At 39.4% G+C, this 18866-nt stretch carries 15 protein-coding genes; 10 read left to right on the forward strand and 5 right to left on the reverse strand.

Features of this window, described 5'->3' with window-relative positions; translation table 11 throughout:
• Positions 1 to 26: 26 nt before the first annotated feature.
• Together CA2015_RS10785 and CA2015_RS10790 are read right to left on the reverse strand one after the other, a co-directional pair.
• On the reverse strand, positions 27 to 1058 hold the full coding sequence (locus CA2015_RS10785; RefSeq protein WP_157470430.1) for a FecR family protein: 1032 nt from the start codon (positions 1056 to 1058) through the stop codon (positions 27 to 29).
• Between the two features lie 156 nt (positions 1059 to 1214).
• Positions 1215 to 1832: an RNA polymerase sigma factor gene (locus tag CA2015_RS10790; protein WP_048641915.1), complete on the reverse strand. Its 618-nt coding sequence runs from the start codon at positions 1830 to 1832 to the stop codon at positions 1215 to 1217.
• 249 nt (positions 1833 to 2081) lie between these two features.
• Between CA2015_RS10790 and CA2015_RS10795 the strand changes: the two genes are divergently transcribed.
• Positions 2082 to 3719, forward strand: a complete 1638-nt coding sequence (locus tag CA2015_RS10795; protein WP_048641916.1) for an FAD-dependent oxidoreductase — start codon at positions 2082 to 2084, stop codon at positions 3717 to 3719.
• A 56-nt stretch (positions 3720 to 3775) separates the two neighbouring features.
• Here CA2015_RS10795 and CA2015_RS10800 read toward each other — a convergent pair whose 3' ends face one another.
• Positions 3776 to 5755: an FG-GAP repeat domain-containing protein gene (locus CA2015_RS10800; RefSeq protein ID WP_240477963.1), complete on the reverse strand. Its 1980-nt coding sequence runs from the start codon at positions 5753 to 5755 to the stop codon at positions 3776 to 3778.
• 634 nt (positions 5756 to 6389) lie between these two features.
• Here CA2015_RS10800 and CA2015_RS10810 point away from each other — a divergent pair.
• The 9 genes from CA2015_RS10810 to CA2015_RS10850 all read left to right on the forward strand — a co-directional run bounded on the left by CA2015_RS10810 (position 6390) and on the right by CA2015_RS10850 (position 17116).
• On the forward strand, positions 6390 to 7256 hold the full coding sequence (locus CA2015_RS10810) for a heme/hemin ABC transporter substrate-binding protein (protein WP_048641918.1): 867 nt from the start codon (positions 6390 to 6392) through the stop codon (positions 7254 to 7256).
• The gene (locus tag CA2015_RS10815) at positions 7253 to 8308 is read left to right on the forward strand and encodes a FecCD family ABC transporter permease (protein ID WP_048641919.1); all 1056 of its coding nucleotides are present in this window, start codon (positions 7253 to 7255) and stop codon (positions 8306 to 8308) included. Before CA2015_RS10810 ends, CA2015_RS10815 begins: the two co-directional genes overlap by 4 nt.
• 7 nt (positions 8309 to 8315) lie before the next feature.
• Positions 8316 to 9119: a heme ABC transporter ATP-binding protein gene (locus CA2015_RS10820; protein WP_048641920.1), complete on the forward strand. Its 804-nt coding sequence runs from the start codon at positions 8316 to 8318 to the stop codon at positions 9117 to 9119.
• 52 nt (positions 9120 to 9171) lie between these two features.
• Positions 9172 to 10221: a hemin-degrading factor gene (locus CA2015_RS10825; RefSeq protein WP_048641921.1), complete on the forward strand. Its 1050-nt coding sequence runs from the start codon at positions 9172 to 9174 to the stop codon at positions 10219 to 10221.
• A gap of 46 nt (positions 10222 to 10267) precedes the next feature.
• Positions 10268 to 12565: a TonB-dependent receptor plug domain-containing protein gene (locus CA2015_RS10830; RefSeq protein ID WP_048641922.1), complete on the forward strand. Its 2298-nt coding sequence runs from the start codon at positions 10268 to 10270 to the stop codon at positions 12563 to 12565.
• 19 nt (positions 12566 to 12584) lie between these two features.
• A complete protein-coding gene (locus tag CA2015_RS10835; protein WP_048641923.1) occupies positions 12585 to 13196 on the forward strand; it encodes an HmuY family protein in 612 nt (203 codons plus the stop codon).
• 441 nt (positions 13197 to 13637) lie between these two features.
• Entirely contained in the window at positions 13638 to 14357 is a 720-nt protein-coding gene (locus tag CA2015_RS10840) for a sterol desaturase family protein (protein ID WP_048641924.1), read from the forward strand.
• Between the two features lie 3 nt (positions 14358 to 14360).
• Positions 14361 to 16211, forward strand: coding sequence for a StlD/DarB family beta-ketosynthase (locus tag CA2015_RS10845; RefSeq protein ID WP_048641925.1), 1851 nt, complete (start codon positions 14361 to 14363; stop codon positions 16209 to 16211).
• 8 nt (positions 16212 to 16219) lie between these two features.
• On the forward strand, positions 16220 to 17116 hold the full coding sequence (locus CA2015_RS10850) for a DUF6999 family protein (protein ID WP_048641926.1): 897 nt from the start codon (positions 16220 to 16222) through the stop codon (positions 17114 to 17116).
• Positions 17117 to 17204: 88 nt separating this feature from the next.
• On the opposite strand, the gene CA2015_RS10855 is transcribed toward CA2015_RS10850, so the two are convergent.
• Together CA2015_RS10855 and CA2015_RS10860 are read right to left on the reverse strand one after the other, a co-directional pair.
• On the reverse strand, positions 17205 to 18200 hold the full coding sequence (locus CA2015_RS10855; protein ID WP_048641927.1) for a YhdH/YhfP family quinone oxidoreductase: 996 nt from the start codon (positions 18198 to 18200) through the stop codon (positions 17205 to 17207).
• A gap of 255 nt (positions 18201 to 18455) precedes the next feature.
• Positions 18456 to 18833, reverse strand: a complete 378-nt coding sequence (locus CA2015_RS10860) for a winged helix-turn-helix transcriptional regulator (RefSeq protein ID WP_048641928.1) — start codon at positions 18831 to 18833, stop codon at positions 18456 to 18458.
• Positions 18834 to 18866: the final 33 nt, after the last annotated feature.

Genomic DNA, 18866 nt, shown 5'->3' on the forward strand with positions numbered 1-18866 from the left:
GCCATTTTTTTTCATAGGCCAGAGATTTAGAAGGTTATTTCGATGTTTTTTCCTTGAATTTTAAAGTCAAATTGTTTTCCGTATTGCATACTTTGTAAGACACTCTTTAGATAGGCATTTTTAAATTTTCCGGTAAACCTCCAATGTGTAGGAGGAGTGCCTTTTATGATAAAGTCTACATCATACCACCTTTCGCATTCTTCCAATGCTGTTTTGAAGTCAAGGTCATCGAATAAGAGAATATTATTTTTCCAAGCATTCCAATGTAAGGGGTCATCGGAGAATTCAACCATTTCACTTTTCTTTGAATCCCATTTCACGCCATTTCCAGGCAACAATACATTTGTTTCATTTGAAGTCTTCAGGTATTCATACATTACTTTTCCTTCTTCAAGAAACAATGTAGGATGGGCATCTGTAGGGTAGTGACGTATATTAAATGATGTTCCTAGAACAGTGGTTTTGAGGTTGCCGGTGTGGACAATGAAAGGTTTACCTTTATCCTTAGTAACTTCAAAATAGGCTTCCCCTTCTAAAAACACCTCTCTTATGGAATCTGTAAATCCATTAATATAGGAAAGTTTGCTACTTGAGTTTAACCAGACATTGGTCCCGTCTGATAATATTACTTTTGATTTTTGTCCTCGTCCATTTTCTTTATGGGTGAGCACTGGTAAAGCATGAGTATTTTCAGGAGTGTTGACTAGGCTTTTATAAATAGGGAAACTTATTAAAATCATCAAACAGGCAGCTATAGCTGCGATTCTCCTAAATTGTCCTTTTTTTCTTAAAGTATTTGGCAACTGCTTGGGGTTGCTAGTCTCTGTCTTTAACCCTTCCAGAAATAGTTTTTTATTTTGTATTTTATTAAAAACCCGATCTTCATTTGATATTTTTTGATTGATATGGGTAGCATCCCACACCCTTTTCATTTGTTCAAATGTATTGACGTTGTCTGCACTTTTTTGCATCCACCGATGCAATTCAAGTTGTTCGTCTTTACTTGCTTCTCCGGATAGAATTTTTCCTATTATCTCAAAAATATCTTTGTCTCCCATTCTGTCAAAAAGAAATAAAATTTCATCATTTTGTCCATAAAGACACAATAAAATTTTATTACCCTACCTTAGGTCAATTTTTTTTTAATTGAGAGTGATTTTTTTTCTATGGGAATAGAATTTGAGTATTGGTGTTCAATCAAAAGTTAACTTAACTTAAGAAAAAAAGATAAATGAGAGCGCAGAAATAACTTTTACAATATTAGGACTGTATTTTTTAACGAATGAAGAATCTGATAATTCCTTTCGAAGCTTTTTTAAAGCAGTCGATATATGTTTTTCAACCATTTTTTCAGAAATATCAAGAGTTGAAGCGACTTCCTTGTATTTGAGTCCATTTTCCTTTACAAGTAAAAATACTAACCTGCATTTTTCGGGAAGATTTTCAATAGCATTTTTAATTTTTAACAATTCCTCCTCACTAAGCATTTGGTCTTCAGGATTTCGAAGGTTAACACATAATTCAGTGTCTATGTCATTTAAGTACAATTGAGGTGTTTTCTTTTGTCTGAGATAATTAAGGGATAATCGCTTAATGCTAATAAAAAGGTAAGCTTCGATATTTTTGATTTCAGTAAGGGAATTTCTTTTTAGCCAAAGCTTAACAAAGAGTTCACTTACAATTTCTTCAGCGATTAAATTATTTTTAACGTAATAAACACTGGTTTCAAAAAGTTCCGGGTAAAATATGTTGAAAAATTCACGAAAAGAGCGTTCACAATTATATATTGCAATTGCTTTTATAAGTCGATCGTAATCTTTTAAATTTTTCATTAATACCTTTAAGAAAAAATATTTCGATACAATTTATACACAAACTTAAAATTTCAAAAATAAAATGATAATATCCTGATAAAGCGCATACAAATTCATACCTGGTAGGATGTAGTAAATGCAGCGTTTATGTGGATTAGCTTGGGATAAATCCCCACGATGGAATAAAAGATAATAGTTAATAAGGTAATTTCAGAAACCCTAAATGCCTCTATTAAATAATTAGCAAAACCCTTACCCAATATATTTATGAAATTTTTCAATTTACTTTTCTTATCCATATTGGGCATTACCTTATATGCTTGTGAGGATAAGGTGCAGCAATCTCATATTACGACTGATATTTGTGTGTTAGGTGGGAGCGAGGCTGGATTTACGGCCGCTATTCAAGCTTCCCGGCTTGGTAAGAAAGTGGTGCTTATTGAACCGACGGGGCATCCGGGTGGGATGGTAGTAGAGGGATTGGGGAAGGACATGCGGTTTGGAAATGCACGCGTGATTGGAGGAATAGCACGCGAATTTTATGAAAAAGTGGAAGCGCATTACGGGCTAAAAGCAGAATTTGAAAACCCAAAATGGTATTCAAAATATGAGCCTTCAATTGCTGAAGCGGTAATTGAGCAGATGTTGGAGGAAGAAAAAAACATTACCATTATAAGAAATACTCGGATAAAGGAACAAAACGGAGTAGAAAAAAAAGGGAATAGAATAGAAAAGGTTATTCTTGAAAATGGCTCAGAAATAAAGGCCAAAGTATTTGTTGATGCTTCCATAGAAGGTCATTTGCTGCATTTTGCTGGAATAACTACTGAATCAATTCGTGAGGGGAATGAAAAATATGGGGAGAATCTTAATGGAGTTCAGGAAGTAAATACTTTTAAGCAGTTTACGGTAGATGTTGACCCTTATATTATAGAAGGCGATTCTACAAGTGGACTAATCCCTACCATTCAAGCTGGGGAATTAGGAAACCATGGAGATCCCAGCCATTATATTCAGGGCTTTTGTTTTAGGATGTGCCTGACAAAAGATGAGCAAAACAAGCTACCAATTAATAAACCTGAGGACTATGTATCTGAAAGGTATGAAATTTACAGAAGGCACCTGAAAGAAGGAGGCCAGCTCTTCAAGCCTGAGGCCAATAGGCATAATGGTAAAACGGACATAGGCAGTTGGCACGATCTATCAGCAAATCTTTATGGAGAGAATTGGGAATACCCACAAGGGGATTATGAAAAACAAGACAGTATTATCCAATATCACCGTTCTTTTACTTTAGGATTGCTGTGGTTCTTACAAAACGACGAAAGTGTGGATAGTCTTACCAGAGCCAATTGGGAAGGATGGGGTTTGCCTAAAGATGAATTCACAGACAATGGCAATTGGCCACGTCGCTTGTATATTCGAAGTGGAAGACGAATGGTATCTGAATACGTCATCACTGAACACAATGTCGATATTAAGGTTAAAGATACGGTTTCAGATCCGATTGCGATAGCATGGTGGCCGCCGGATGTGCACCACGCCAGAAGAATTGTAAAAGATGGCAAAGCTTATAATGAAGGGTTTACCCATGTAGAAAACGATGGAACTTGGAAACCTTTTAAAATCTCATTTCAGGCCACAGTGCCAAAGAAAGATGAATGTAGTAATGTATTGACGCCTACCTGTCTTTCCTCAAGCTATGTGGGTTATGGAAGTATTCGAATCGTTCCTACTTTTATGATAATGGGTCAGAGTGTTGGTGCAGCAGCGACTATTGCGGTTAATGAAAATTTGGATGTACAAGATATACCCTTCCCAGAATTGGAAAAGGTCTTGCTGAGTCAGAATCAATTGCTTGCTCTTCCGGATGATTGGTTGGAAATAATCACCAAAAATAATTAAATCAAAAAAGCCTCTGCAATTGTTGCGGAGGCTTTTTTACTATTTTGATTTATTTACTACCTACGGAAGTAATAAAAATGTCCATCTTCGGCTCCTGCCAAAACGTCCAGTATCCCATTTTTATCCCAATCAACAAAAGTAGGGCTTGTGGTATGTCCAGCAAGGATTACTTCAGATATAGGGCCTTTATGGTTAAAGACTACCTTATCAGGGCTTTCGCTAATGTTTTCAAATAAGGAAATATTTACGCTATTGATCAATAGGTCCAGGTCACCATCATTGTCCCAATCCATAAAGCTGATTTTCCTTCGCCCACTACTACCAGCGTCTGAAATGTTAAGCCTTAAGACGCCAGGGTTTGTATCTTCCACCTTGTCTTTGTTGGTAAATGTGGAGCCATTTTCTCCGTAAAAGATGCGTTTTCCGGGCTGAAGAATTGGTTCACCGTTACCTTGTTTCCCTTCAAAGAAGGCAAGGTAGCCTTCATGATCTAGCATCACCAAATCCATAACCCCATCTTTGTTCCAATCGATTGTATAAGGAGTAGTTCTCCACTGTGTCGCCAATTCATTGGCTTCAGGTTTCCACCAGTTCCACGCTGGATGTGGGGGTGTTTGGTCTGCCCAATCTATTTTTACAGGCTGAGGAGCCAATAATCCATTTCCAGTGTTTTTGATCCATTCTACTCTACCCCAGATGGAGTTGAAAACAATGTCTTTGTGGTTGTCGCCATCCCAGTCAGCTACGGTCAAAGTGGTGTAACCCCATTTTGCTTCGGCAGGTCCTTGAATAGATCCGTTGTCTCCGGCTTGGATCCTTATCGGTTCACCATCGATTTCCAATAGTTTTGGCTCAGCCCATTTTGGATTCGCCGCCCCATCCAAATTTTCTATAAAGGCAAAGTGGCCAGCAGAGTTACCTGCTATGATGTCTTCATCGCCATCATTGTCCCAGTCAACACTAACAGGTGTTACCAAAGCCCCAAATTTAAGATTGTCTGCTTGTTGTCTGAAGTATTTTGGGGAATCAAAAATAGGTAGTCCATTTTTAGTTTCTCCTGTGTTTTTTATTAATGCCACGCGGCCATCTTCATCACCTACTACCAAATCTACATGTCCATCTTTATCCCAATCCAAGGCTACGGGAATGATCATTTCTAGATTCATGGTAATTATACCCTCCTCGTTTTCTAAAAATTTACCTTCTTTGTAAATAGGTTTTTCTCTGGTGCCTGTGTTTTCAAAATACGTCATTTTATCCAGAAACTCTCCACAAATAAGGTCAAGGTCTCCATCTCCATCAAAGTCTGCGAAATTAGGTGAAGGAGCACCATAAACATTTATCTCTTTTCCTCCAGCTTTAATTCTTCCACGGTTTTCGTAATTGCCGTCTTTGTTCTCTAATAAATATACATAACCAAAAAGCGGTCCATTGGTCCAAACACCTTGGTCATTGTAGGCATCGTCCCAGCCGTAAGAAGACCAATCATCCATGCCAACAATAATATCAAGGTCACCATCTCCTTCATAATCTATCATCTTCCACTGGTTGAATCTAGGCTTTTTACCCAGTTCCTTGGTTAGTTCCTCAATGGGAAAAAGGTCTTTAGGTGTTGAGGCCAAGTCAGTTTTGAAGTTCATTAACTCTGCACCAGGAGTCAATACCTTAACACCTTGGTCTGTATGGGAAACTTGTACTTTAGATATGGCATCTCCTATTCTAACGGGAGGTGCGAAATCTGGGAAATCTTCACCGCTGGTATTTTCAAAAAAGTAAAGTCCATTGAAAGGTTTGTCCGGACAGGAAACAAGCATGTCCATGTCACCATCCCCATCATAATCCATAGGCAATGGCCAAGCCCATAATCCCACACCTAGAAATGAGGTGGCTCCAGGGTTATTGTATTTTACGATTTCGAAGTCACTAGATTCTTCAACTGCCTCTTCGGTTGCTTTAGGACTTGAGCAAGCTGCTACAAAAGCCAGCATGCCAAGTATTAATAAGCTTTTCCCATAGGGGCTCTTTAATTTTCTCATTTTAATAATTTGGGTTTCTTCTTTCATATTATTAATCGTTGTTTGCAAAGCTGTGTTTTATTAGTGGCGGACATTGGCAAAAACTTTGTTTTACTCAGTTTTTCATTAGTAATGTATCTGTTTAGAAAATTCGCCTTTATTATTGTCCATGTACCAAAGCTGAATTGTCTTATTAGGTACCCTATTATAATGAAAAAGACCACCCAAAACTGAGTGATTGTGTGCATTTCTACCGTATTTTCCCTTTGCCTTCATTAAATATCTAAAATAATATTTTATTCACATAATCATATGTTGTTTTCATAAGGTTAATTGATGTAAACCCTAATACAATCCTTTTAGGTGGTGGGAAAGGGCTTTGCCTTTCCTTTCTCGCTTTGCTTAGTTTTTCATTTTTTGGGAATGTTATGATTGATAAGGAATAGGGTAACTGATAGATTTACAGTTGTGTGAAAAATTAGAACCAATCAATTGGCGCCTTTAATAAAAGAAGGGGGATCATGATCTTATTCGGCCTTAGCTGAATAGCATTACTTTTTTCCAGGACATAAAAATCTTATTATTTTTATTTGGAATTAATCCAAATAGATGTACATTCGCTTTTCAATAGTTTATTAATAATTAATCTAAATAAATGAAAGGCTTATTGCTAACTTGTTTAACTACTATGATCCTTTTGGCCTGCTCTACTGGTGAAAAGAAAACCGGGGACAGTTCTGAAGTAGCAAATCCCAGTATTGTTACCGCAGGGGGAACCCTAACTGAAATCGTGTATACGCTTGGTTTGGGTGACAGGATCATTGCAACTGACCGTACTTCTACTTATCCGGAAAAGATGCAGTCTTTGCCTAGTATAGGTTACAGGAATCAAATTAAGGCAGAGGGAATCTTGTCCCTTGCTCCGGATATAATTCTTGCTGAAGAGGACTACTTGTCAGACGATGTGGTGGATCAATTGAAATTGATGGACCTGGAAGTTCATTTTTTCAAAAAACCAGAAAATCCAATAGAGACCAAGACGCTTGTTAGTGAATTGGCGGCATTATTTGAAGTGCCTGAGCGCGGGATAGAAATAAATGAGGGAATAGACAAGGATCTGCAAATATTGGCAGATTACCTGGCTGACAATGAGGAAAGGCCAAGCGCAGCCTTTGTTATGGCAAGAGGACCGGAGACTTTATTCGTGGCTGGTGAGAATACCTTTGCAGAAACAATCTTCAATTTGGCTGGTATTCGTTCTTCCGCCCAAGGTTTCGAAGATTTTGTCCCCTTGACACCAGAATCGCTGGTAACCATGTCACCGGAATACTTGGTTTTATTTGATTCAGGTCTGGAAAGTTTGGGAGGCATAGAAGGCATGGCTAGAATTCAAGGAATCAAGGAAACAAAGGCCTATCAGGAAAGCCAAGTACTTAGTTTTGACGGACATTATTTATCAGGACTCGGGCCTAGGGTAGGACAAGTAGCATTGGAACTAGCTAAAGCAGTAAGAAACAAATGATAGCGCTTCCACTAACTTTCTCAAAACAGCGATTAAGTCGGTGGGTGCTAATCGGATTGTCGGCTATACTTGTTGGCATATTAATGCTCTCCCTTACGAAAGGAGCGTATTCCATAGGCCTGTCCCAAGTTATAGCGGCTTTAATTGAACCTTTCGGTTACCATTTAGATGCATTTGACCTAAGAGCTGCCAATGTTTTGATGCAGATAAGACTACCCAGAATAATCCTCTCAGTTTTGGTTGGTGGAGGTTTGGGAATTGCTGGAGCAGCATTGCAGGGTTTGTTTAGGAATCCTTTGGTAGAGCCAGGGCTAATAGGAGTGAGTAGCGGGAGTGCATTGTTTGCCGTTGTTTTTCTTGTCGTTTTTCCAGGAATAGCTATCGCTTTCCCAATAATGGAGCGAGTAGGATTGCCAATGTTCTCTTTTTTGGGAGGCTTGGTTAATGTGTTCGCAGTGTATTATCTCGGTGCGAATAAGGAAGGTGAAAATACGGCCACTATTATTCTAGCGGGAGTAGCCATTAATGCTTTGGCTGGTGCTTTGATTGGACTCACTTTGTTTTATGCGGACGATACCGCATTGCGGAGCTTCACTTTCTGGAGTTTGGGTGATTTGAGTGTTGCTTCCTGGGAGAAGCTTCCGATTGCAGCGCTGCTAATTTGCATTCCTTCCCTCGTATTGTTGAATGGATCAAAGAATTTGAACGCATTGGCTTTGGGGGAGAAAGAGGCCTTTTATATGGGAGTAAATGTAAACCGCACAAAGGTAACCTTACTTGTTTCCACCGCTTTGATTGTTGGGGTGGCTGTTTCTTTAACCGGAATGATTGGTTTTGTGGGTTTGATTGTGCCGCATTTGATGAGAATAAGTTTTGGTGCTGATCACAAGTTGGTTTTACCAGGTTCTTTTTTACTAGGAGCCATCTTATTGAATTTCGCTGACCTATTGGCCAGAACCATAGCCATACCAGCAGAGATGCCCATAGGCGTAATAACCTCCTTATTGGGAGCACCTTTCTTTATTGGATTGATTTATAATTTAAAAAAATAAAAGGCCAATGCTAACTGCCTCAAATATTCAATTTCGAATAAGAAATCGGACCATATTGGATACCACTAGTTTAGAATTGGCAGCAGGGCAGATTATAGCCATATTGGGGCCAAACGGTGCAGGTAAATCAAGCCTATTTAATTTGCTTTCGGGTGAGTCTAGCTGTACATGTGGAGAAGTAAGCTATAATGGCAGAAGTATAGCCAAATACAAAGCCAGGGATTTGGCAGAGCTGCGAGCTGTAATGCCCCAGCACTCTTCCGTTAACTTCCCATTTACGGTTCGGGAAGTGGTAGAGTTGGGACTTATCTCAATTCAACCTAAAAGTCCAGAAAAGACAGTTGATGAAGTCATGGCTTTGGCTCAAATCAAACATTTGCAGGGCCAAGAATATTATCAATTGTCAGGAGGAGAAAAACAACGCGTGCAACTCGCTAGGGTTTTGGCCCAGGTTTGGGAAAGAAAGCCTTATCCTCGCTATGTATTGCTGGATGAGCCAACTTCTAGCCTGGACATCGCCCAGCAACATGCAGTTTTGGAGATTTTACTTCAACTCAAAAGCAGAAATATCGGGGTGTTAATAATTCTTCACGATCTAAATCTTGCCGCGCAATATGCAGATGAAATCATCCTCTTGAAATCCGGTAAAATTAGCTATTGTGGCCCTATGAAAGAAGGAATGGATGGCTGTTTGCTTGAAAAAGTCTTTGACCATCCCATTAGAATTATGAATTGTCCAGTAACCAATCAATTGATTGTTCACAGTACCAATAAACCAAAAATGTATTCTTCATCCCGAGCTATGCAATAATATAGGTGTTGCTTATTTCGGGTTCAAATCAAACTTTATAATATAAAAACAAATGGAAGGCATACCTACTTCATTGATTAATTTAAAAGCTTCTTGGGAAGAGCTTAAAACGGAAAACCCTAAACTTAGAATCAGGGATGCTGCAAAGCATTTGGATGTTTCAGAAGCAGAATTGCTAGCAACAGGGCTAGGACAAAACGTAGTTCGACTGTCAACAGATTTTGTTGATCAGGTTAAGAAATTTCCTCGACTTGAAAAAGTAATGTCGTTGACAAGAAGTGAAGGTTGTGTATTGGAACATAAAGGAAGGTTTCAGAAAATAGAAATCCATGGTTCAGCCCCTCATCAGGTTGGCACAGTGATTGGCCCCATAGAACAAAGAATTTTTTTTAACGCATGGAAATATGGCTTTGCAGTAAATAGCGATACGCCACGTGGGCCTATGTTTAGCCTTCAGTATTTTGATGCTCAAGGTGATGCTATAATGAAAGTATACCTACAGGAGAAATCAGATGATGATTTTGCTAAGACAATGGTTTTGGAGCACCTTCATAAAGATCAAGTTTCAGCTTTGGATCCTGTGCCTTATGCCTTGCCAGAATATATAAGCGAAGATGACTTGGATAAAGCCTGCTTTTCTTCCGACTGGGAAAACATGAAAGATACCCATGATTTCTTTGGGATGTTACGGAAGTACAAATTGAATCGCCTGAATGCAGTAGAGTGGATTGGTGACAATTGGGCCCATCAGGTGGATAGATTGTCGGCCAGACAAGTGGTAAATACTGCTTCTGAAACGGGACTTCCCATCATGATTTTCGCTGGTAATAAAGGAAATATTCAAATTCATCAGGGTAAGGTTAAGAACATCAAACAATTGGGAGACTGGCTTAACGTAATGGATCCGGATTTCAATATGCACCTTAATGAAGAGGTGATTGACAAGGCTTTTGTAGTGCATAAAAACACAGTGGATGGCTTGGTATCAGCGCTGGAATTGTTCGATAAGAAAGGGGATATGGTTTGTCAATTTTTTGGATTGAGAAAACCAGGAGTTCCACAAAAAGAAGCGTGGAAAGAATTGCTTGATAGCTTGAATTAATAATAGCGCAGGGGAATGGTACCCCTGCGTAAAAAATTTTAAACCAATGATTAGAATTAATCTAATTAAACTTAACATGATGGTTTTATTCCTTCTATACCCCTTAATTGGGCATGGAGCGGAGGGGGATAAAATCATTGTAAACAATTATGGCAATCCACTTCCACAAGCAGTGGTTCAGGTGGATCAGTTGCCTCCTATTGTTGCTGGGCCTTCGGGAGAAATAAGCCTGGGTCAATTGGGGACTGGAGATTCCGTTTTGGTATTTGCATTGGGGCATGAAAGCAAGCAATTCAGTTGGGCAGAATGGAGCATGGCTGATGTCATAGTCCTGAAAGAAAAGGAAGGAGAATTGAATGAAGTGGTGGTTTCGGCTACCCGAACTGACCGTACTGTTGCGGATTTGCCCATGCCGGTGAGTGTTATTGGTAAAAAAGTCATTCAGGAGACAGGAGGGATTCGGCTTTCAGAAGTACTAAGTGAGCAGACAGGTTTACAGATTGTCTCTAATCATGGGACAGGATTGCAAATGCAGGGCTTGGATACGGACTATATTCTTATCCTTCTGGATGGGGAACCCCTGATTGGCAGAACTGCCGGAACATTTGATTTGAACCGGATTTCTGTTTCCAATATTGAGCGAATAGAGATACTCAAAGGACCTGCCAGCGCAATTTATGGCAGTGAAGCCATGGCCGGTGTAGTAAACATCATTACCAAATCTGCTGGTCAGGGTAAAAAAATTGACCTTGGATTGAGGCAGCGATCCTTTAATACCTGGAATCCTTATTTGGATTTTGGAATAAGAGAAAAGAAGTGGAATGTAGATGTTCTCTACGATTACTATAGGACTGATGGGTATGACCTGAGCCCAGAAGTAACGGGAAAAACCCAAAACCCTTACCAGTCTCACAGTGCACAAGTAAAGCTGGGAACCAACCTAGGCGCAGGCTGGAATTTTAATGTGTTTTTCCGAGGCTATACTGAGCAAGCCACAGGTTTATTGGAAGTGGAAGAAAGTTCAGGTCCAGCCTTATTGGACGTGGAGGACAAACGAAAGGAAATCAATATCAACCCTACCTTAAGGTACAAGCCAAACAATGACTGGTTGATCACCCTTAGGAATATGAGTACTCTGTTTAGTACCAACTCAGATACGAGGTACCAGAAGGAAGGAAAGGTGTTTGATATACAGGAATTCGATCAAATTTTTCAGCGAACGGAATTGCAGTCGGATTATCAGATCAATCAAAAACAATTGCTCACATTGGGTTTGGGATTCTCAGGCGAAACGGTAGAAGCCACCCGATATGATGATAGAAATCATTTTGACGCCACTTATTTTTACTTGCAACACCAATGGGATGCTTCTGATAAGATCAATATTGTCAGTGGTGCCCGTGGTGATTTTCATAGCGTATTTGGAAGTCGTGTAAGCCCAAAACTTTCCGGACAATACAAGTTTTCGGATACTTTTAGCTGGCAGTTGTCAATTGGTTCCGGCTTTAAAGCACCTGATTTTAGGCAGCTACTATTGAACTTTAACAATGCTTCTGCTGGCTATTACGTGTTTGGCTCCAGTGTGGCAAATGAAGCCCTAGAAAAATTGGAGGAAAAAGGGCTGGTAGCAAAACGCCTTATTCAGCCAGAGAATCTTGGCGAGCTGAAAGCAGAACATTCCTGGGCCGTTAATACAGGTTTTCGATGGAAACCTGCGGAGGCTGTATTGGTACAGTTGAATGGCTATAGAAATGACTTGCAAAACATGATAGAAACGGCCCCAATTGCGCAGCTGGTTTCCGGCCAAAATGCCTTTTCTTATTTCAATATCAGCCAGGTAATTACTCAAGGGGTCGATGTTGACCTGCAATACAAATGGAATGATAAGCTAAGCTTTGGTGCTGGATATGCCTATTTGGATACTCGTGATTTGGATGTATTGGATCAAATTGACAATGGGGAGATTTATAAAAGAAATACAAGTAACCAAACTGTTCGGGTAACGAGGGCTGATTATGGAGGGCTGTTTAACAGAAGTGCTCACAGTGGCAATTTCAAGGTGAATTATTTAGAAAACCGAACAGGAATAAACTGGGCTTTAAGGGTGCTGTATAGAGGGAAGTTTGGGTTCTCGGACTTAAATGGTAACCTGATATTGGACGATGAAAGAGAGTTTGCCCCTGGTTATTTCAATGTCAATTTAACAGCTACAAAAAAGTTTGACAATGGATTCCTGGTAGAATCAGGAGTTAACAATCTGCTTAATACTACCAATTTAGCCCAACCCAATATGCCGGGAAGGTTACTGTTTGTCGGGATTAAAATACCACTATTAAATTTATAACTATAACACAATACTTCAAATGAAAAATTTATCAATGCTATTGTCGCTTTTCTTAAGTTTATTTGTTTTTATGGCCTGTGATCCTGCCGATGAGGATGAACCTCAATTGCCTTTGGTGGCTGAAATGGTAGTAGACCTTTCTGCTCCGAATGATGTAATAGATCGAGGTACAGGACAGGTAGTGGAGGAAAAGCCTTTCCAATACTATAGTTTAAGTGAAAATAAGTTACTGTCCGAAAATGAGAGCTGGGACCTTGCTTTCAAAGGCACTACTATCCGTACGAATGCTGCCAAAAATGTCAGGGCCACTTTGGTAGATGGGGTTTTCCAGGAAATTAAGGAAGTGCCTGAAACCGCTACTTTTACTTTGGATACAGAAGCAGAATTGGCAATTCCTACTGGTAGCGGTAATGGCTGGTACAGTTATAACCCAAGCACTCATGCAATTAAACCTATTCCGGGCAAGGTGATTTTACTGCAGACGGCATCAGGTAATTACGCAAAAGTAGAAATCCTGAGTTATTATAAAGGAAGTCCCTCCGATGAAGAGCTGGATCCCCTAACGGATGAAGGGGCCACTTATACTTTTCAGTTTGTGTTACAACCGAACGGGACAACCAAATTCGAGTAATTATACCCGATATAGTTTTATTTGCAAGTTTCAGTTTTCGAGTCCCTGTTAAAACCATTTATTTCTGGCAGGGACTCTTTTACTTCCTTTAGATCATTGTTTATTTTTTTTAAGCGATTTAGAAAGTCCTCATAAAAGTTCTTTTTTAAATTTTCCGCTTGGATAGTCTGATTTTTAGGCTTCATAAAGTATACTACTTTTTATTGAAATAGGATATCAAATTTTGTCTTTCAACCCATGGCATTAACCTTGGGTTTGTACGCCACTTTCTTAGACGCATTTTACTTCAAAATCCCTCGGGTTTAATTGATTTTTTTGAATTTCAGCTTCCCTATCAAATAATGCGTTGACAGGTCATTGGTCTGAGGTGAAAAGACAAAGAGAAGAAATGCCTATCTTTAGGTATCGAAACCCCATAGCGGTTAAAAACTTAAATACCTAATGGAGCCTTTAATAGAACATGTATTGTACGACTATTCCTACCTTACTTTGTTTGGACTTTCGTTTGGCTATTTTCTGCTGCTTTATTTTGGTTTAGGCACCCTATTTCTGGCCGTTTGCCAGTTCTTGGAATCCCGTAGACTGCTTCACAAAATCCGACCCGAAGAAGTTTCTCGCCGGCAGATCGTTTTTGAAATCAAGCATTCTCTGAAGTCCATTGTGGTCTTTGGCTTTTCGATTATACCTGTTATTTACTTTGTACGTTTAGGTATAATAGGATTATTGCCCAATACCTGGCTTACGGTATTGGCTGGGCTTATTGTACTTACTTTATGGAATGAGGTTCACTTTTACTTCGTGCACCGATTGATGCATCAAAAATTCATGATGAAAAAGGTGCATTACATTCACCATAAATCGCATGTCCCAACAGTTTATTCTGTGTTTAGCTTTCATTGGGTGGAGGCCTTATTATTAAGTACAGTACCTTTAACCATATTGCCCTTTATTCCATTTTCTATACTTGCCGTTTTCATATTCCCTCTGGTAAGTATTTTGTTGAATTTTGCCGGGCATTGTAATTATAGGTTTGGAAATGGCAAAGGGAATGGGTGGGAGCACTTTGGCACCTATCACAATGAGCACCATAGTAGAGGTAGAAAAAACTATGGCTTTGCCCTTAATCTTCTGGATAAATTGTTTTCCAGACAAAATAGATAACAAATGAATGAAGTATTTATAACCGCATCAGGTGCCTTTTTACCTAATAAAGCTGTTTCAAACGAAGAAATGGAGGATTTTCTGGGGAGGATCAACGGGAAGGATAGCCGTGTAAAAGAACGGATTTTAAAACAAAATGGCATTAAAACGAGGTTTTACGCCCTAAACAAATTCCAGGAAACTACCCATTCCAATGCTCTTTTAGCTGTGAATGCGGTGAAGAATGCCCTCAAAAAAAGTAATCTACGGTCTGCTGATATTGAGTTATTGTGTACAGGGACCACCCAAGGAGATTTGCCTATACCGGGGTTTGCTAGCATGGTGCATGCTGGTTTGGACTTCAAGCGCTGTGAAGTAGCCAGTTTTCAGAGTGTTTGTGCCAGTGGGGTCATGGCATTGAAAAATGCCTTTAGTCAAATTAAAAGTGAAGAGAAACAGAATGCAGTCTGTGTAGGAAGCGAGCTTCCTAGTAGAATGTTCAAAGCCTCAAGATTTGAGGCACAGGGAGTAGAAGCTTTGCCTTTTGATGCCGAGTTTTTGCGTTGGATGCTTTCTGATGGAGCCGGTGCTTTTGTGCTTCAAAACAAGGAAAATCATGAGGGGATTTCTTTGAGAATAGACTGGATTGACCTTAAGTCTTATGCCAATGAATTCCCAATATGCATGTATACCGGCAAGAGGGACAATAAAAATGAAGGAGAAAAAACCTGGCTAGATTATTCAAGCTACGAGGAAGCGTCTAAAGCAGGGGCAATAAATTTGAAACAGGATACTAGGCTCTTGGAAAAGGTAATCAAAACTGGTGTTTCGCATTACTTTGAGTTAATCGATCAGGGGAAGATTAGTGCTTCTCAAATAGATTGGTTGTGTTGCCATTATTCCTCTGAGGTTTTCAAAGATACAATCAAAGAGTTGATGGAAAAGGGAGGAGGAGCCATAGCCGAGGAGAAATGGTTTAGCAATCTCACATCCAAAGGGAATACTGGGGCAGCTTCAATTTTCATTATGTTGGAAGAATTGATGTATTCGGGTAAACTAAAAACTGGTGATACCATACTCTGTATGGTACCTGAAAGTGGTCGATTTATTACTTCTTATATGCGATTAACAGTGGTGGGAAATGCTAGTTTGAAGACCAAGGCCTACCCAATCAGAGAAATAGAACCACCTGAATTGATTATTGATAAGAATGAAACTTCAGAGTGGTTGATACGAAATCTTGCCCAAGTTTGGATTGATTTTGAAACGGACTTGCTCAAAGTACCTGTAGTCGCCAAGATTCATGATGGGAAGTTGAGTATGGCTGATTATAAGCTGTTGTTAATAGACCTTAGACAACAAGTCATAGATGGTTCTCAATGGATTTCCAGAGCTGCCTCAAATATAGACATTGACTTGTTTGAACTGCGTTCCGCATTTATCAAACACACTGCAACAGAACACAAAGATTACCAAATGCTTGAAAGGAACTTTGAGGCTTTGGGGGAGAGTATGGAAACCATAAGGTCCGGTGATAAAAACATTGGTACTGTTGCCTTGACTTCTTTTATGTTTCAGCAGGCAAGCAAACCCAATCCCATTGATTTGCTAGGGGCGATGTTTATTATTGAGGGGATAGGAAAACGATTGGCCGGTTTTTGGGGTGAAATGATTCAAGACCAGTTGGAGTTGAAAGACAGTCAGGTTTCTTTCTTTACTTACCATGGCACGGCTGATGAAAATCATTTTCATAATTTAGAGCAGGCATTGAATCATCCCAAAATGAATATAGATATAGCAAAGGCGATCGTTAAAACAGCGAAAACAACGGCCAGATTATACAAGATGCAATTGGAAGAATTGGGGAATTATTAGCGAGAAGTATGAAAGACAATATATTAGATTTATCGAAACATGATGAAAGGGATCCCAACCCTTGGTTGGCCTTATTTCTTGATGATAGCATTCCTATTAACCAAACGACCAAGTTGGTTTTAATGAGGGACAATTCTTCACGCTCTGTAAGGTACTTGCTGCCTTTTATAGAAGTAGGATCTAAGATTACCATGTTCTTCATTCATATTTTCAAGTTTTTCTTTCCCAAACTTATCAATTCTTCCAAAGTCCTTCATAGGATCTTGGCTTGGGGACTCAAGCGCTTTGTAAGCCCGGATGCCAATTTGCTTATCTTTAGACATTTCCATATTGGTACAGAGATATTACAATTTATTGGAGGCAATATTCCGAATGTGAAAGTTGCGGGAGACCCGCTTAAACCACGAAATTTTGAGGATGTAAAAGACGACTTGTTTTTAAAACATGATTTGAACTTGTACAACTTTGTAATTCGTCTAAACCGTCAATTGAGAGAAAAAAACATAACAATAGGCCCGCCTGAACAGATGAACTTAAGTATGATCACAGAGGATCAATTTGATCATATTGATTTTCCCGACCGGTGGACAAATATTCTGGACTTGAGGTCTGCCATAGAACTTTTTACTCCATTCTACCAATTGTTCCTTACCTCCAATGACTTTATTAGGGCTTCCAATTCTTTGCAATTGGATGAAACAATCGCCATATATGCTTCTCAAATTCTAGGTACGCCAGGCCACCTTGGTTTGATCAACAACAAACACCCTATGGTTCCTGTCACCACATACAGTGCAGCCTATAGGTTGGTGCTCCATGGGCTAGCCGCTGAAACACTGCATGAAGTTTTGGTGAAAATGAAGTTGAATAAAAATGCCGATGGGGTGGTGATGCCAAAGAGGTAATTGTAAATCAGGCTTATGCAATGGCTGCTTTATCGCATAAGCCTGATTTAGGATAATTAACGCTAATTTTTAGCGTATTTCTGCTCGCTTATTCTGCTAGCTTTACTACAGTCCTTCCTTTTAATTTTCCTTTAAGCATTAGCGCTATTTTTTCAGGCAACGCATCAAGTGTTATTTCATCACAAGATGCCGTCAATTGTGAAGGTTTCCAATCTTTGGCCAATTTGTTCCAAACTTGCTCTCTGTAGCGCATAGGGTAATTCTGTGAATCGATCCCAATAAGCGAAATACCCCTTAAAATAAATGGGAAAACGGTCAAGCTTAGGTTAGGGGAGGCCACATTACCACAACAGGTGACGGCACCCATAGAAGTTGTGGTTTTAATAATGTTCTCAAGGATAATGCCCCCTACGGTATCTATTCCGCCCGCACAAAGGGGTTTTAACAAAGGGCGTTTGTCTAAATTTTCGAAATCAGCACGTAATATTATTTCATTTGCCCCTAATTCCATCAGGTAATCTTTTTCATGCTCTTTGCCAGTGATGGCCACAACAGTGTAACCCAATTTAGAAAGGATCGCCACACTCAATGCGCCAACTCCACCCGAAGCGCCAGAAACCATAATTTTGCCATCCTCGGGTTTCACCAATTCGGTGAGTCGCAATACGGACATTCCAGCGGTTAAGCCTGCTGTCCCGTAAATCATTGCCTCTTTCATGCTCAGGTTTTCGGGTAACTTTACTGCCCATTCTGCAGGAACCCGAATGTATTCACTGAATCCCCCAGCCGTATTCATCCCGAGATCATAGCTGGTAACAATTACCCTATCCCCTTCACTAAAGCCAGCATTATCAGATTCAGCAATAATACCTACAGCGTCAATGCCGGGTGTGTGAGGGAAATTTCTTGTAACCCCTTTATTTCCTGAAGCGGAAAGCGCATCCTTATAATTAAGGGAGGAGTAGGATACTTTGATTAGCAAATCACCCTTAGGTAGCGCTTCAATATTTCTTGTTTTAATGGATCCAATAAATTCACCATCCTTATCTTCAACAACAAAAGCCTTAAATTCTTGGTCATTCATATACTGCTTTTTTTAGTTTTTTGGAGTTAATAAAGTTTTGATATCGTATTTGATAAATAATTCTAAATCAGTTAGCGACTAGGCGACTTGCATTTCCACAATTTGTGTGCCCTTAAGTTTAATTCCTATTATAAAAGCTACATTAACTCCTCCTTCTTGGCCTATTTACCCAAAGTTGGTGGTGGTAATACTGCTAATATAGGTTTTGTCTAAAGCGTTTAAAGGGGGATCTTATATGTCTTTAGCATAAAGTTTTTAAGCATTTACTTTTTCATATTGTTCTCTGGAGGCCTTAATGTCGCTCATATTATTGTTTGCCCATTCCGTTAAGGCTAAAAGGTGTGGCAGTAGTGATTTTCCTCTATGGGTCAATTCATACTCTACCTTGGGTGGGATTTGGGGGAAGACGGTTCGCTTCACCAATCCATCCGATTCCAGAGACTTTAAGGTTACAGTAAGCATTTTTTGAGAAATTGTTCCAATGCATTTATGGATCTCGTTAAAGCGCAATACTTGCTCCTCTGCCAATAACAAAATTATTAGCATGGACCATTTATCACCTATCCTGTCTATTACATTTCGGACCGGACAATTTTCAATATTTTCGTTTTTTTCAAATATTTTTTTACCCATAACTAATTGATTTATTGCATTACTTACCTTAAA

Source organism: Cyclobacterium amurskyense (assembly GCF_001050135.1).
In the GTDB taxonomy this organism is placed as follows: domain Bacteria; phylum Bacteroidota; class Bacteroidia; order Cytophagales; family Cyclobacteriaceae; genus Cyclobacterium; species Cyclobacterium amurskyense.